Genomic DNA, 15,813 nt, shown 5'->3' with positions numbered 1-15,813 from the left:
CCTCCCACCATCCCTGTTCCCTCAAGCAATATTTTACGATAGGCACTTTATGGTTAATCAACAGCCCTAGTTGGGGCTATTGTTTGTTCAGCTTAAGTACATCTTGTCCTTTTCCACCGCCTCATACAGTGATTCGCATCATATCTTTTGGTTTTGGATCGCTTTTCAAGTATTCCATCGGAGAATTTTTTCTTAAAATGACTTCTTGTTATTCTCACCCTTCTTTCATCCATTCTCAAAATCCCCTTTATGCTATTCTGCTAATCTACAGGTGAATTAGCGGCAAATCACGAAACCATCCATACATATTCAACTGTCAGGAGGTTCCCATGAAAACTCGTTACCAGATGACCTTTATCGGTCTGGTCGCTCTGCTCTGTTTCTCCGTCGTCTTCCATGTCTCGGCTTCGACACTTGTCCATGAACAAAAATGGGAATCAAGTAAACCTCTCCCCTTAGGCTTTCCCCACCTAAATGAGACACGAAAGACCACTGTCTTGGCTCCCGGTATGACTCATACCCATATCCTTCGGGGAGAATCCTCTGAAAAAGATTATTTCACTGTAGACGTGGTTTTCCGATCTACGAAAGCGGAAGCTGAGAAAACCGCGCGCAGGTTGGAACTCGATGGCTATGAGCCCTCTGTGCAAAGGATTGATGAACGAGCACCGGATGACTTGAAGAAAGGTCCCCTGGGCTACCTCGTCCAGGTTGGACATTTTTCCGGTGCACAGGAGGCCGAATCCTTTAAATCCAAACTGGCGGCGAAGGGTTACTCCGGGCTGCGGGTAGTTTATACAGGGGATAACGGGAGTCCCACCACCGGTCCCTGGAACATTCATATGCTGAAGATCGATCCCAAACATTTTAAAGGAAGTATTCTTCCGGAACTAGGGACGGGAATCGTTCCTGGGAAGAAGCGTTTGACGGACATGTCGCTACGCACCCATGCCCTCGCAGGGATTAACGGCGGCTATTTTGTCACAGGAGAAAATGACGGCACCACCGGTGATCTGTCGGGAATCTCCGCAATCAAGGGACGCTTAATCAGCGAAGCGATTGACAAGCGAACCGCCTTGATCCTTCCCGCCTCCGGAAAAAAAGCCAAGGTGGCGGAGTTGAATACTAAGCTAACCCTCATTTCATCCGACGGTTCACAACGTGAGCTGGACGGCATCAACCGTAAGCCCGGTTTGATCCGGGGATGCGGCGGCGTTGGTGGGGATCAGCCGACGGAATTGCCCAAACACGATTTCACCTGTACCGATGAGAGCGAATTGATCCAATTCACCCCCGATTTCGGTAAGGTCACCGAACCAGGAACCGGATGGGAGGTCGTATTGGATAAAAAGGGACGGGTGGTGCATTCCTACAATTCACGGGGAAATTCTATTCCGGAAAAGGGATCTGTACTGTCCGCGACTGGGAACGCTGCGAACTGGTTGCGAACCCATGCCAAACCCAAAAGCCGATTGAAAGTGGAAACCAAGATATTTTCTGATAGGAAATACCTCTCTTTGCAACCGCAGACAGGGATTATTAACGGCGGTCCCCGGCTGCTTCAGAGGGGGAAAACCCACATTACTGCTTTCGCTGAAGGGTTTCATTGGGAGGAAAAACCCGAATTCTATTACCGATTCGGGATTCAACGCAATCCCCGGACGCTGGCGGGTACGACACCGGATGGAAAAATCCTGTTGGTTACCGTGGATGGAAGACAGCCGGGCTTCAGTGTTGGCCTTAGCTTTAAGGAAAGTGCCCGGCTCATGAAAGCCCTAGGAGCCTCTGATGCGGTCAACCTGGACGGTGGCGGTTCCACCACGATGACGATTCATCAGCAAATGGTGAACCACCCCTCCGACGCCACCGGGGAACGCCCCATTGGAGATGGGATTCTGATCTTTCCCAGACAATGAATAGACTTTTTTCATAGGACCCATCGGTAAACTCAAAGAAAAAGCCTGCATTAATGGCAGGCTCGGCCACCCACCGAAAAGTTCGGTGGGTGTATTATTTATAAGGGTGATTTTTTAGCTACAATGGGTGTTCTGGACTGTGCAGAAATATATCATCTTACTCAGAACTGCAGGCTCCCTCTTCGTTATTCTCTTCTTTGTTTCCGGCTCCGAAAAAAATTTTTTTACGCCTTCTTTGCCTCTGAATAATAAGCATGGGTCAAACCATACGTGTTGGACACCAGAGTAATCCGGTTGTTGGCAAATGTGTACCATGGATAGTTTTTACTTAGTTCTTGAACCTCTGTCTTCCCTACTTGTTTACCCTCTGTATAAATGACGATAGGAATCGAAACCGATTGTTCGGAATGAACCTTTAATATTTTCAATAGACTGCTGAGATCCTCATCCCTTGGTTTTTCCGAATCATTTCCATACTCATATACGATAATATCCACCTCTCCTTTTTCGAGAAGATCAGGAAGACGATGAGAAGATGGGGAGTCATAGATCACATTTTTCTGATTCAAGGGTGAGGACGAAATAATCTCTTTCAACTTTCCCCGATCTAAGACAAGAATTTTGGAACTGCGCAACCAGGACTCCCGATTCACAATATTCTCCAAATCCCTGATCCGGATCCTCATTTTTTCCGTTTCACGGTTCAATTCCTCTTCTACATGTTGATCCAACTGTTTTTTAACGGTATTGTTGATCTCTTCCGTTCGCTTTTTTATATCTCTGATTGATTTTACGTCAAAAAAAATCAGAGTAGCACCAATGACTGTGACCACAATTGGGAGCACCCATTGCAATAGATTATTAAACCGATCCCATTCTCCCTCGACAAACTCCCGATAGGACTTGGTTTCTTCTTTGAGGTAGTCATAACTGTCGTTTTTAGCACTCAACTGATTCATCTCTTTTTCCAGCTGTTCCACTTTCTCCGACAGGTCTGGATCCGCTTTTTCTGCCGCCGATACGTCAGTATGAAGGGTTAAAAAGGAAGTGAGGAAAAAGACGACGATCATTCCCCAAAAAGATGCTCTTTTACTCATTCTCTCTGTTTCCTCCTTAGGTAAATACATAGATCATTTTGCGTTATTACCACGGTCAGATCATTCTACGGAGAGCTGCCAGCCCACAATTCTCAGGTGAGATCCAACATCAAGCTGTGATGAAATTACAGGGGAAAGCAACCATGAAAGGGTGTTAACTTGTTCCCAAGGTCGGTCTTCCTGGCTCACTTAATCATGTCCATCACCGACGAAATCACCTGACCCACTGCTGAGGTAGCACCAAAGGCGGCTTGCCATTTTTGCAAGCGATCTAGCAGAAGATTGGAGAGCGATTTCCCCTCCTGACCTCCCTTGCGGATCATTTCTAAGATTTCATAGGTTGATTCCTTTTCTTCTTCTGGAATCCGATCTGTATCTGCCAATAACTGTCGGAGTTCCTGAATCAGACGGCCCAGTTCGTCTCCCTGTCCATTAGAAACGTAGATGGTAGACCCATGATTGGCAAAGTTGACTTGACTTCCAGAAGCATTATGAAAGACCACGTGTTCGGAGTGCTTCTCTTCTGTCATCAAATATCTCCCTTCGGTTTCTGTTCAATATTGTCAATCTGGATCCTCGATTGATTATCTGCGTAATTGATGATGCCATGATTGATGACAGTAGTTTTGGAAATTCCTTTGGCTGATTTGGCCATTCTTTTGTTCATCCTGCCAACCATGGCCTCAATCTGCTCTGCAGGAATCTCCGCTCTGCTCGGCGGCAATCGGTGCAGTCGCTGTTTCAACTTGCCAGAGGGTTTGTGGCTCATCCGCCCAAACACCTCCATATCCCCGAAGACCAAAAAAGATTCCTTCGCCCGGGATACTGCCACATTTAGCAAATAGCGGGTGTTATCGTAAAACAACGACTGATTGCGGTGATTTGGTCCTCCATAGGTGGCGGAGAAAAGGATAATATCCTTTTCCGCACCCTGCAACGAATGCACCGTATCCACAGTCAGGCCCTCGATCTGATACTCATTTTTCAAATATCTGCTGATCAAGTTGGCCTGTTTGCGGAAAGGGGTGACGACAGCGATGATATCCTCCAATCGTCGGGTTCCTCCCGTCCATTCATCCTTCATCTGATGAATCCACCAGGCGATGGTTGCCGCCTCTTGTTGGTTTTCCCAACTCCCTCCCACACGTTCAGCTGTACCTACCACATGCAGGTACCCCATCCGGGGAAGGTCCCTATATATTTCCTCACCGGGAGCGGGATTCTTGGTTCGCGGCACCAGGCGCCCCTGATAGCACAAATCGTTGCAGTATTGAATGATATCCTCCCGGCAACGGTAATGATCGGTCAGCCACATTCCCCCTAAATCGTCGGGTTTTCCAAACCGGCTCACCCGCTGGGCGATCTTCATCACACTGCCGTCCGAGACAGCCAGTCCGCTTTGGCTAAAATGGTCAAAGCTTGTCCCTTCAGATAAAAAACCGAACAGGTTCACGTTGGCTTCATCAACAGTAGAATTGACCCGCGGGATTGGCTGTAGCTGTTCCGTATCCCCCACCACCAGTGCTCGATCGGCCAAAGCAAAAACGGGTCCAGCCTGCTCAGGCGTGACTTGCCCTGCCTCATCGATAATAAGGAGATCGATGAAACCGTATAGATAATTCTCCGGGTCCCGAAAACTTCGAAAAAAATTTGGAGCAGAAGCCAAGGTGGACACGAGACACGGTGTCAATTTGGCATATCGACGCCACCCTGTTCCATCCTGTTCCTCAGAAGGGCTTTCTGTTCTCTCCTGGAGCCAACGAGATTCCCAATAATGGGTGGCCAATAGGAAAGCCTTGTATCTCAAATGGGTGTCCAGATAAGTGAACCAGTCCTCCTCCGGGGAACTTTTAGACCGATGCTTCTCCTTCCACTCGACCCATTTCTCTTCCAGCTTTTCCATCCGGTCCCGAAACTCTATTAATTTGTGAAGTCGTTGGTTGTGCTCGGTGTACTTCTTTTGTGCCTCGATCTCTCTTCGAGACAACTCCTCTCTTACAGCTATATCTTTATATGAAGAGAAGGACATCTCTACTCTCTTTTCTCGCATAAACGATTCATTAGCCACCGACTGCAGAAATCCGAGAAAGGGATGCAGAAAGGAACGGTTTTTCACATCCTTCAACCAATCGGAATAAAGGGATTCCAGGCGCTGATGCTCTTCACGGGACTGCCCTTCTGCCACGGTTGCCTTGGCAATGGCTTGCTCCAACCCCTCCCAGGATTGAAATTCCGTTTCCAAGCGCTTTTGCAATCGTTTCCGTTCATGAAATTGGATAATCCTGTCCTCCATCGTTTCGCAAACATCGGAGAGTTCGCGATGCAACCGTTGCTTCGCCTGGTTCAAATCCGTTACGGAGTCCCCAAAATATTGCCTACATCGATAAAGGAAATGATCCACCTGACTTTGCAGGTTTTCCTTTTCCAAATCAGCGACAAACCCGATCATTTCCTCCCGCCGACCCCCTCGTGTTCTTTGCCGGAGAACAGAAGGATATTTTTGCTGTTGTTTCTCGAACATGGTCTTGGAGGCACAAAACAAACCATAACTGTTCACCCCAGGAATCCAACGGGAAGCCAGTGGATACAGCTCTTTTGCCTTCGGATCCGTTGCCCCCGCTTTTTGAAAGCTATCCAGGATGTTTAATATCGCACGATTATTGCTGGAAGCAGCCAATATCACCGGAGGTTCCTTCCCATCCAAGGCCCGTCCAATCCACAGAGAGGAGACCACGCTTTGGATCAGGGTCGTCTTTCCCGTACCTGGCGGTCCGTTGACTCCCAATACCTCCCCTGCTTCCAAAGCAAAAAAATGGTGAAGGGTTTCCCGCTGGGAAGAAGTGAGGGGATATTGGTCCGTCATCTGCCCGTAATGTCGGGTTCCATAGTCACCGTGCTCTTCCAGCGTGTTCTGACTTCGTTTTTCCCTGGCTCCTGTGTAGGTTTGTAGTAGCCCAGGGTGCTGCTGTTTTCCCTTCAAAAGGTCATGGTAGCAGTTAGCGATGTGGTAATAGGCGGCACTGGCCGTCTTTCCAAACCAAACCACTGCATGAGGAGACCGATGGTACCCCTCTAGTTCAAATCGTGCCGGTGCTTTCCCGGTCACTTTTTTGAACAGATGCTCCGCATCTCGCCAAACCATTTCCCACGTTCCCTGTTCCGGATGGGGATGCTTGTTCCGATATTCTTCCCATGCCGCTAATTGACCCACCACAACTGGAGTGTAAGTCTGATCGAAAGGCTCTAGATACTTTCTCGGTACAAACGAAGGGTTGTCCTTATTTGGGTGCAAAGACCCGTCTTCCTCTAACCGAGCTGGGATCACTAAAGGAAACAAGCGGCGATCCCGATCCCCTTTCTTTCCTTTTTTCTCACGAAACAAAGGAAAAGGGCAAATCAACACATCTAGTGATCCCTTATGGTTCCAATCTGCTTTTTTCTCCACGGCCTCAAATGAAGAAGAAGACAACTGACCCCCCGCAATCTCCTCATATGGAAGATCCACGTAATTGGTGATCTGAGATTCCTGAAAATCCAACCGATCCCCGTCTTCCACGCTTCTTTGCCAGTAACGGAGCACTCTCTTCGTGTTGTCCAATTTCATCCCCTTCGCCAAAATATTTATTATAACCACGAATATTATTATACTATTTCATCCAAAAGATTTCCATATCTTCGAGAACCTAAATCCGGATTTTATCGTTCAGTTCACTTCCTTGAGCGGCAAATAATTTTGTCTTTGGTGCCTCCAATGCCATCGCTACTCAACCTACCTTAACAATTTAACACAGGGGGCTCGGTCTGATGCTCTCCGTATTCCCTTTCATTATGTTATCTTTAAAATACAAAAAACAGGGAGAGGTGATCCTGGATTGGCTGTGGATGCCAGCACCCAAGTGAAGATGCCCCAGAAAAGACAGTTGTGGAGCTTAAGTGGCTCCCATATGTTGAACGACATTATGACGGCAGGCATCGTACCTGCGCTGATGCCTCTGTATAAAGAGGCATTTGATCTGACCTATACCCAATCGGGGATGATCGTCCTGATCTCTTATCTCGTTTCTTCCGTGATGCAACCCTTATTCGGCCTGTGGACGGATCGGACGCCTAAACCCTGGTTGCTCCCGTTGGGAGTCTTCCTGACGGGGCTCGGTTTAGCCCTGTCCGGCTATGTCCCCTCTTATGAATGGCTACTGGTGGTGATCGCTTTGTCGGGACTCGGCTCCGGGCTGTTTCATCCCGAAGCCTCCCGAGGAGCTCATCTGGCCGCCGGTGGCGCTAAGGGAACTGCACAGGCCATTTTCCAGGTGGGAGGGAATGCCGGGCAGGCCCTGGGTCCCCTCATGCTCCCCCTGTTCGTCCTATCCACCGGATTGTCTGGATTGATCTGGTTTCTTCTGTTCGGCGTTGTAGGGGCCTGGCTGATGTGGCGAATCCTCCCCTGGTATCGGGAGCGCCTCAATGAAGAGCGACACACCCAGACAGCCGTCCAAGGTAAAAGCTATCTCCTGGGCCTGATCTTTTTGGTGCTGGTGGTTCTCCTTCGTTCCTGGACGCAGATCGGGATTGCGGGGTTCCTGCCCTTTTACTATCTGCAACACCAAATTCCCCTGGAGATCGGAGAGATTTACACTTTTCTCTTCCTGGCCGCAGGAGCTGTCGGTACATTTATCGGGGGAAGGTTGTCGGATCGGATCAGTCATAAATGGCTGTTGTTCGGTTCCATGTTCCTCACCGTCCCCTTTGCCTTATTAACCCCTCTAGTGAAGGGGCCTGCCGGAGCGGTAATGCTGATCATCTTCGGATTTTTTGTTCTCTCCTCCTTTGCGGTTACAGTCGTCTACGGTCAACGGCTGCTACCGGGAAAAGTGGGGCTGGTGTCCGGATTGATGATCGGGTTTGGAGTAGGAGCCGGGGGCATCGGGGCTACCTTTCTCGGGTGGGTCGCCGACCGCTACGGTGTTCCCTTCGTATTGGAATGGATCTTCCTCCTTCCCTTGCTAGGTAGCCTGCTCACTCTGTTCATCCCGGACACTCGTAAATTAGAGACGACTTGATCGAATATCCCAAGCTCATCACAAAAACGCCATCGGTCTGAATCCGCGGCGTTTTTGCGTTTCAAACGTTATAATCTAAAAACGGAGGGTGAACCTTTTTTCTATCAGCATCCTATTCGTACAGGATAAACCCATCGGTGATGCCCAGCTCCTGAATCTCTTTCAACCTATCCTCTGCATTGGAGCGTTGGCTGAAGGCCCCTGCCTGTACCCGGTAAAGCTTCTCTTGATCCAACTGGGTTTCAAGGGTCGTCGCCGGGATCCCTTTCTCTTCCAGGTATCTGATCCCGTCAGATCTGTGGAACTGCTTTCGCGTGGGAACGCCGGGAGAAAGCCCTGGCTTGTACCCGTGACCTTTGACGTTCGTACTCGCAATTGACGCATCCATCCCAGGGATGAGAGTCGCTCACTCACGCTTCCGCAATGATCTGATTTCTTGAGATCCGCTCTCCCCTGTCAAATGAGAGTTGAAGGGCTATTTGTTCCGCCCACTCTTTGAGTTCTTGTTCCAAGTCAACTATAATGCGTTTCTTCGCCACGACCGTTCACTCCACCCTTATCCACTTTCTGATGCGCAGTTCGAGCTCTCCCCTGATTACACTGGCCTCAGTGGTCATCACACCGTGAATTGTGGTGAAGATTGACGACTTTGAGGGAGAAATTGGCCTAAAAACAAAAAAATAGACGGGGTACTAAAATTATTTCAAGAAACTAGTTTACAACTTACCTCTAGTAAACTATACTGGAAAAAGGAACCTTATTTGGGTGTAATTTAATATTGACAACCGAATGGTTATTGTCGAGTTGGTGAAACGGTTGGGTTTATTCGGCGCGATGAGAATGTATGTTCCCTTGTCTTTGGAGCTAGGAGGTGAGGCGAGTTAGGTAGTTCCTTGGTTTTATTTATCGAAAGATGGTGAATCTAAAAGGTTTGATGACACTTTTACAGAATCCATCTCATTCAACTGGGAGATGGGCCACCCTCCCAAAGAGGATGCCTATGAATAAGAAAAATTGGCGACGATCTACGTCTGTTAGCTACGATCCCAATGACTCTCTATGCACCGGCGGTGAAAACGACTCCAGATATCACCCCGGGTGTCGGAGGTGGATTTCCCTGGAGAAATGACAACCCAGAAGAAGAAAGAAACACCGGTTCAACCGCCGAAAGAGAAGAATTATCCGGAAGGGAAGCCAGAGCAACCGTCCAATGATCAAATGTGAGGTCTGGATCATTAGAGTCTCACAGAAAAATACCCTGAATTACGAGAAAACTATGTAATTAATTTCATGAAAGAAGGGAATTCGTATGTCAAGACTATTTTCAAGAGTAGTAATTTTTGTTCTCTCCCTTGCTGTTGTCTTTGTTTCTACTGTTACCAATACAACGTATGCCGCAGAAGATCTTTCTAAAGCAGACATGAGCAAAGTGTTAGAACAACTAGAGAGTTTCGCTGCACAGAAAGCTGATATAGATCCTGAGGTGGAAAAAGAACTATTAAAAAAGGCTTCCAAAGACCTAAAATCATATTCGGCTCATCTTCCTAAACGTAATATTGATCTAAAAAAATCCTCAGTTTTACATTTAAAAAATAACGGTACGAGTATGTATACCGTTGCCTTCCCTTATAAAGATATCGGGCAGACAGTTAAAACTAGTGGAATCCAATTCTATTACAATAAAGATAAGCAAAAAGTGAAAACAGTAGAAATGGTTTTATCTGATGTAAACGATGAAATAGGAAATGCAAAGATATGGAGAAATGGAGAATTGGTCATAGATAAAAACGTAGATAAAACATCTGCTCCTGAAATTAACATAGAAGGACAATGCTCAGAAGACGAGGTATCCACTCAAGGATTCTTTGGTTGTATGAATAACTGCTTAGCTAGTTTAGGGCTTCCTAGTTGGGCTATAGGTGTTTTTGCAACTGTTTGTGGTGCTGCGTGTGCAACCCCGCCTACCTGTGCGATCTGTGTTGAGGCAGCCTTATTGGCATATGCAGTCGAACTAAACTATTGCATAGGTAAATGTTCATAAGTTGATGTGTTGTATCGAAAATACACTGTATATAAAACAAAAGACCTAGAAAATAATCAGGTCTTTTGTTTTATCCTCTCCTTCCCAAATGACTTGGCAGGACGATATTGTTTACACTACTAATATGAGGTACGATGAAATGAAAAGGCATTTTAAATTTGCAAGCACTTAAAAGAAGCTGAAAAAACTGACAACAACTAAAAGCGTCTTGTTTTTTTAATTTACATCGTAAAAATATTAAAAAAAGGAGAGGGTTGGATCTCAATGAAACGATATGCAACCGCAATTTTTGTATTTCTTTCCTCGTTAGTTATTGTGCCGATCTTCTTTGTTGAATATGCTCTAATTAAATGGGTGCTTGCATTTATATTGATGCTCTTAGCCGCTTATTTTACAAAATATCTCAAATAGGGTTCCTCATCAATCCGGAACTACGTAAAGTCGCACCAGCGGTTAGGTTGTACCGTCCATCGACGGTGTAATAATCAAGGCAGAAAAAGCCTTCGTTATTGCACAATTGGCGAAACCACTTGGCAACAGTGGAACGCCTGTAGCTGTCAACAAGGTTACACAAGCGTCTAGCTTCGCTTAAAATCATTCCTTCTAAAAAGGACCATACCCAGATGGATCCGACACAAAAGGTTAGACTCCGACAGCCTGTCGAGAAAGTCTCGACAGCCTGTCTTTTGGGAACAATCCCCTGATGAAAGACATCAAAACATGTTACGTTCAAATAAACATCAACAGAATGAATTTGAATTCGTGTCCATCGAAGATTTAGTACCCGAAGATCACTTAGACAAGTACATTGAATTCCTTATTCGTACAGGATAAACCCATCGGTGATGCCCAGCTCCTGAATCTCTTTCAACCTATCCTCTGCATTGGAGCGTTGGCTGAAGGCCCCTACCTGTACCCGGTAAAGCTTCTCTTGATCCAACTGGGTTTCAAGGATCGTCGCCGAGATTCCCTTCTCTTCCAGATGTTTTTTTCGCGCTTGGGCATTCTCCAACTCTTGAAAAGAACCAGCGATCACTTTGTACAGGGGTAACAATCGAACCGGGTTGCTGGGTGGACTCTCATGATGCGAAGAGTTGACTGCGGTCAGCAAATAGATCCAGACCTGTCCTGGAGTCGCCGTGGGATCTATTACCGTGGAGGAATTTCCCTGTTTCCTAAGCAAAAACCGGATGTTCCGAGGATCCTCTCGATCCTCCTTGTCCCCGTCACCCAAACGATAGAGCACCAGATAGACGGTGTCCGCGGAATCATCTCTCCATTGGATCTGCACCCCATCGGAGACGCGTTGGACCGACTGAATGCGGGGGGCTGGCGGGGCAGGTGAGTCCAAGCGGGGAAGGGTTGGAATCAGGGCCGGATAGCGAAAGAAATCCGTTGCCAGTCGATCCCGAATCCCCAGAGGATTTCGCGATAAGTCGGAAATCGCGAAGAAGACACTCCCCTTCACCTCCGAATAGGGCTGGTTTCTGTTCAATTGATCTGTCATCTCCTCCGGGTTGTCCCAAGCCTCATGATCTTGTCCGATTTTGTAGACGGCATGACCGATATAAAGGTGAAGGGGATGCCCCTGAACTTCCCCGCTCCACCAATCCACCAGCTTTTCATAGGCCGCCGGAGGATACCCGATATGCCAGTATACTTGAGGAACCACATAATCCAGCCAACCTTGCCGAATCCAGGTGCGGGTATCTACATAAAGATCATCGAAGCTCTGCAATCCGGAGGTATCCGATCCCGTCGGATCTGTGGAACGATTGCGCCAGATGCCAAAGGGGCTGATTCCAAATTTCAATTTCGGTTTCAATTGCCGGATTCTCTTCGAGAGACCACTGATGAACCGATTCACATTTTCCCTTCGCCAATCTCCCTTGTCGGCAAACTGGTCCTGTCTATAGCGTCGGCAAGTCTCGTCGTCGGGAAAAGGTTCACCCTCCACCGGGTAAGGATAAAAATAATCATCCATGTGAACTGCATCGATTTCATACCGGTTGACCACTTCAAGTATGCTCTCCGTCACATGCTCCCTCACCTCAGGGATACCCGGATCGTAATACAACTGTCCACCATAAGTGACCACCCAGTCTGGATGACGGCGTGCCGGATGATCAGGAACCAGGGACTCCAGCCGAGCCTCCGAGCTGACGCGAAAAGGATTAAACCAGGCGTGAAATTCCAGATTGCGCCGATGAGCCTCTTCCAGCATAAAAGCGAGTGGATCATATCCAGGGTCTTTTCCTTGAGTGCCGGTCAAATACCGGGACCAGGGATTGATCTTACTGGGGTAAAAAGTATCCGCCATGGGTCGGACTTGGAGAATAACCGCATTCAGATTCATCCCCTGGATGAAGTCCAAAAGGTGCCTCCATTCTTCCTGTTGCTGAGTGATTGAAAGAGTGGGGGAAGAGGGCCAGTCGCGGTTTCCGACAGTGGCCACCCAGACGGCACGGAATTGTCGCTTATAGACCGGGGCGTGTGTCAACATGCACCCTCTCCTTACTTATAAATGATAAAACGTCGGGGATCCCCAGGGCCTTCATTTGATTCAAGCGGGCTTACACATGGGAACGCCGGGAGAAACCCCAACTTGCACCCTGACCCTTGACGTTCGTACTCGCAATTGACGCGTCCATCCCAGGCCCGGATCGATCACCAGTTTTTTCGCCGTTTGGCATCATCCCTTCTATCAATCTATGAAAGTAGAGGTGATTCGGTTGGACTTTGTAGCCCAATTCAGAGGATGGATCTACCATCTATTCCGCCAAAAAAGAGGCTACGGAAAATTTCCGTAGCCTCTCAACAGATCATCATTTGCCCTTAAAAGACGGTTCCCGCTTGGTAAAGAAAGCGGTCACTCCTTCGATGGCATCCTCGGTCCCGATGACAGACAGCATATTCTCCCGTTCGATGGATAATCCTTGGGACAAGTCTGCTTCCGATCCTCTGACCACAGCGTCCAGGATGCCCTTCATTGCGATCGGCGGACCGGCGGCCAGCTCTTTGGCCCATTGGAAGGCCTCTTCCCGCACCTGTTCTTGTGGTGCCGTCCGGTTGATACATCCATACTCGAGAGCGATCTGGGCGGAGATCCGACGGCCACTCAGCATCAGTTCCAGAGCTCGCCGGCGGCCGATCAACCGGGGAAGTCGCTGGGTTCCACCATACCCGGGGATGATGCCCAACCTCACCTCCGGCAGCCCTAATTCCGCCGTGTCAGCGGCGATCGTCAGATGGCAAGCCATCTGCAATTCATTTCCCCCACCGAGAGCTTTCCCGTTGAGACAGGCGAGTACGGGTTTGGGGAAGGCTTCGATCCGGTTGAACAGATCATGCATCCGTTTCAAAATCTTTTCCGCAGTTTCCCGATCTCCACCCATTTCCCCGAACTCAGCGACATCCGCACCGGCGGAGAACATCCGATCCCCTGCTCCGGTGATGAGAAGACAACCCACCGCTTCATCCGATTCCACCTGATCCAGAATCCCTTCCAATTCAAACAGCGTCCCTTGGCTTAACGTATTCATCGGGGGACGATCAATCGTGATCACCGCCACCCGCTCCCGAATCTCCCATTTGCAGTTCGGAGTTTCCATCATGATTCCTCCCGTTCCACGATCACCGCCAGAGCCATGCCGAATCCGATACATAGGGTAACCAGCCCGTAACGACCTTCCCGTCGCTCCAGCTCGTTGACCAAGGAAGCTGTCAGCCGGGCGCCGCTAGCACCGAGAGGATGGCCGAGGGCGATAGCTCCGCCATTGGGATTCACCTTCTCCGGATCGGGACCGATCTCCCGTTGCCAAGCCGATACCACCGAGGCAAAAGCCTCATTCACTTCAAACACATCGATCTCATCCAGAGACAACCCGGCTCGTTGCAACACCTGATGAGTGACCGGAATGATCCCCGTCAACATGATTTCCGGATCCACCCCCGCCGTCGCCGTCGCCACGACTCTCGCCCGGGGAGCCAATCCGAGAGAAGCCGCCTTTTTCCGGGAAGTAAGGAGAACAGCGGCTGCCCCGTCGCTAATTTGACTGGAGTTGCCCGCTGTCACTTTGCCATCTGGCCGGAAGGAGGGCTTCAACTCTGCCAACAAGTCCAAATTGGTATTGGGTCTCGGAGTCTCATCTGCCTCGAGGCGGATCGTTTCTCCCTCCAGGTTTTTCCCTTCGATCGGGACGATCTCCCGGTCAAAGCGCCCTTCTCTTTGAGCCTGCACTGCCCGCTCATGGCTTTGCAGAGAGAAGCGATCCAGTTCCTCTCTGGAAAGATCCCATCGATCTGCGATCAATTCTGCAGAAAGACCCTGAGGAATGATCCTATGTTGATTCAATAACAGGTCGCTGAATTGGCCTCCATCACTTCCCATGGGAACCCGGTTCATACTTTCCACGCCGGCTGCAATGACACAATCGGACATCCCCGCCATGATCGCGTGGGCCCCCTGAGCCAGGGTCTCCAGGCTGGATGCACACATCCGGTTGACGCTGACACCGCACACTTCCACGGGAAAGCCAGCGATCAACCCAGCCATACGGCCAATGTTGAGACCTTGTTCCCCGATCTGGGTGACACAGCCCATCTTGATATCTTCCACTTCGGAAGGATCCAGATCGTTTCGGCTGACCAACTCCTTGAGGAGAGAGGCAGCCATTTCATCCGGCCGTGTACCAGCAAGAGAACCCTTCTTCCGTCCGAAAGGGGTTCGGATCGCATCGATAATGACCGCATCCTGATCCCGCACATTTTTCATCCTTTCCACCTCACTCATAGCCCCGATGTCAAAAGGTGAACAAGTCGATTCCCCCCGCTACCGGCAAGCCGACTCCAGTGATATAGGAGGCCTGATCCGAAACGAGAAATGCGATAGCATGGGCGATATCCTCTGGTTCTCCAGGTCGTTTAAAGGCTGTCCGGGCAATCATTCGTTCACTCATCTTTGGATTGCTCATGCGGAAGGCTTCCGTATTGATAATTCCAGGAACAATGGCATTGACAGTGATATCATGCCTGGCCCCTTCCAAGGCTAATGACTTGGTCAATCCCAGTACACCGGCCTTGGTCGTGGAATAACTCGCCTGTCCAAATCCCCCTAAGGTACCCACGACAGAGGCCATATTGATGATTCGGCCCCATTTTTGCTCTTTCATATAGGGCCAAACTGCCTTCGAACAATTGTAAGCCCCTGTCAGGTTGACACGGAGATCACGCTCCCAGAAATCATCATTCTGATCTTCCAGGCGAGCCGTGTGATCCAATGTGCCGGCGTTGTTGATCAAAATATCAATCCGACCGAATTGGTCCTTTACTTGGGTCATGACTGATTGGACCTCTTCTCGATCCGTCACATCCATTCGAAACGCGGCGGACTCTCGACCCATCTCTCGGATTTTCTCCGCCGTGGATTGAGTGTACACCGCTTGTGACTGGGCCATCACTTGGGCGATGGGCCCCCACTTTTCTGAGGTTTGCTCCAGATTTTCATCCTCTTCGATTAAAATATCGGTGACCACCACATCCGCACCGGCTGCAGCCAGCGTCAAGGCGTCGGTCCTGCCCAATCCCCTGGATGCCCCGGTTACCAATGCCACCTTTCCTTCCAGCGGCAGACTCATATTTTCTCCTCCCCCGTTCGTTGTACAGCCGGTGAACACTCGTCACCCGGTACTTTCCAGTCCCTA

12 protein-coding genes are annotated in these 15,813 nt (G+C 49.1%); 3 read left to right on the top strand and 9 right to left on the bottom strand.

What is annotated here, in order from left to right; translation table 11 throughout:
- Positions 1-329: 329 nt before the first annotated feature.
- Positions 330-1,916, top strand: coding sequence for a phosphodiester glycosidase family protein (locus tag JOD24_RS03295; protein WP_429246322.1), 1,587 nt, complete (start codon positions 330-332; stop codon positions 1,914-1,916).
- Between the two features lie 224 nt (positions 1,917-2,140).
- Here the strand turns inward: JOD24_RS03295 and JOD24_RS03290 are convergent, their stop codons facing one another.
- The 3 genes from JOD24_RS03290 to JOD24_RS03280 all read right to left on the bottom strand — a co-directional run bounded on the left by JOD24_RS03290 (position 2,141) and on the right by JOD24_RS03280 (position 6,611).
- On the bottom strand, positions 2,141-3,013 hold the full coding sequence (locus tag JOD24_RS03290; protein WP_429246321.1) for a hypothetical protein: 873 nt from the start codon (positions 3,011-3,013) through the stop codon (positions 2,141-2,143).
- A gap of 185 nt (positions 3,014-3,198) precedes the next feature.
- On the bottom strand, positions 3,199-3,543 hold the full coding sequence (locus tag JOD24_RS03285) for a hypothetical protein (RefSeq protein WP_380166498.1): 345 nt from the start codon (positions 3,541-3,543) through the stop codon (positions 3,199-3,201).
- A complete protein-coding gene (locus tag JOD24_RS03280; protein WP_429246320.1) occupies positions 3,543-6,611 on the bottom strand; it encodes an AAA domain-containing protein in 3,069 nt (1,022 codons plus the stop codon). Before JOD24_RS03280 ends, JOD24_RS03285 begins: the two co-directional genes overlap by 1 nt.
- A 274-nt stretch (positions 6,612-6,885) precedes the next feature.
- Between JOD24_RS03280 and JOD24_RS03275 the strand changes: the two genes are divergently transcribed.
- Positions 6,886-8,070, top strand: a complete 1,185-nt coding sequence (locus JOD24_RS03275) for an MFS transporter (RefSeq protein WP_429246319.1) — start codon at positions 6,886-6,888, stop codon at positions 8,068-8,070.
- A gap of 112 nt (positions 8,071-8,182) precedes the next feature.
- Here the strand turns inward: JOD24_RS03275 and JOD24_RS03270 are convergent, their stop codons facing one another.
- Both JOD24_RS03270 and JOD24_RS03265 read right to left on the bottom strand, forming a co-directional pair.
- A complete protein-coding gene (locus tag JOD24_RS03270) occupies positions 8,183-8,458 on the bottom strand; it encodes an SPOR domain-containing protein (RefSeq protein ID WP_429246318.1) in 276 nt (91 codons plus the stop codon).
- Between the two features lie 22 nt (positions 8,459-8,480).
- Entirely contained in the window at positions 8,481-8,609 is a 129-nt protein-coding gene (locus JOD24_RS03265) for a hypothetical protein (protein ID WP_429246317.1), read from the bottom strand.
- A gap of 770 nt (positions 8,610-9,379) precedes the next feature.
- Here JOD24_RS03265 and JOD24_RS03260 point away from each other — a divergent pair.
- Positions 9,380-10,111 carry a hypothetical protein gene (locus JOD24_RS03260; RefSeq protein WP_429246316.1) on the top strand — a complete coding sequence of 244 codons (732 nt, stop codon included), beginning with the start codon at positions 9,380-9,382 and terminating at the stop codon, positions 10,109-10,111.
- Between the two features lie 817 nt (positions 10,112-10,928).
- Here JOD24_RS03260 and JOD24_RS03255 read toward each other — a convergent pair.
- The 4 genes from JOD24_RS03255 to JOD24_RS03240 form a co-directional block, all read right to left on the bottom strand.
- On the bottom strand, positions 10,929-12,614 hold the full coding sequence (locus JOD24_RS03255) for a family 10 glycosylhydrolase (RefSeq protein ID WP_429246315.1): 1,686 nt from the start codon (positions 12,612-12,614) through the stop codon (positions 10,929-10,931).
- Between the two features lie 322 nt (positions 12,615-12,936).
- Positions 12,937-13,722, bottom strand: a complete 786-nt coding sequence (locus JOD24_RS03250) for an enoyl-CoA hydratase-related protein (RefSeq protein ID WP_380166512.1) — start codon at positions 13,720-13,722, stop codon at positions 12,937-12,939.
- Positions 13,722-14,885, bottom strand: a complete 1,164-nt coding sequence (locus JOD24_RS03245) for a thiolase family protein (protein ID WP_429246314.1) — start codon at positions 14,883-14,885, stop codon at positions 13,722-13,724. Before JOD24_RS03245 ends, JOD24_RS03250 begins: the two co-directional genes overlap by 1 nt.
- Before the next feature lie 28 nt (positions 14,886-14,913).
- The gene (locus tag JOD24_RS03240; protein WP_380166516.1) at positions 14,914-15,747 is read right to left on the bottom strand and encodes an SDR family NAD(P)-dependent oxidoreductase; all 834 of its coding nucleotides are present in this window, start codon (positions 15,745-15,747) and stop codon (positions 14,914-14,916) included.
- Between the last annotated feature and the right edge of the window lie 66 nt (positions 15,748-15,813).

The sequence above is a fragment of the Kroppenstedtia sanguinis genome (genome assembly GCF_050433445.1).
GTDB classification, from domain to species: Bacteria; Bacillota; Bacilli; order Thermoactinomycetales; family DSM-45169; genus Kroppenstedtia; species Kroppenstedtia sanguinis.
Note: the sequence above shows the minus strand (reverse complement) of the source record. Positions and strands in the feature narration are given on the sequence as shown.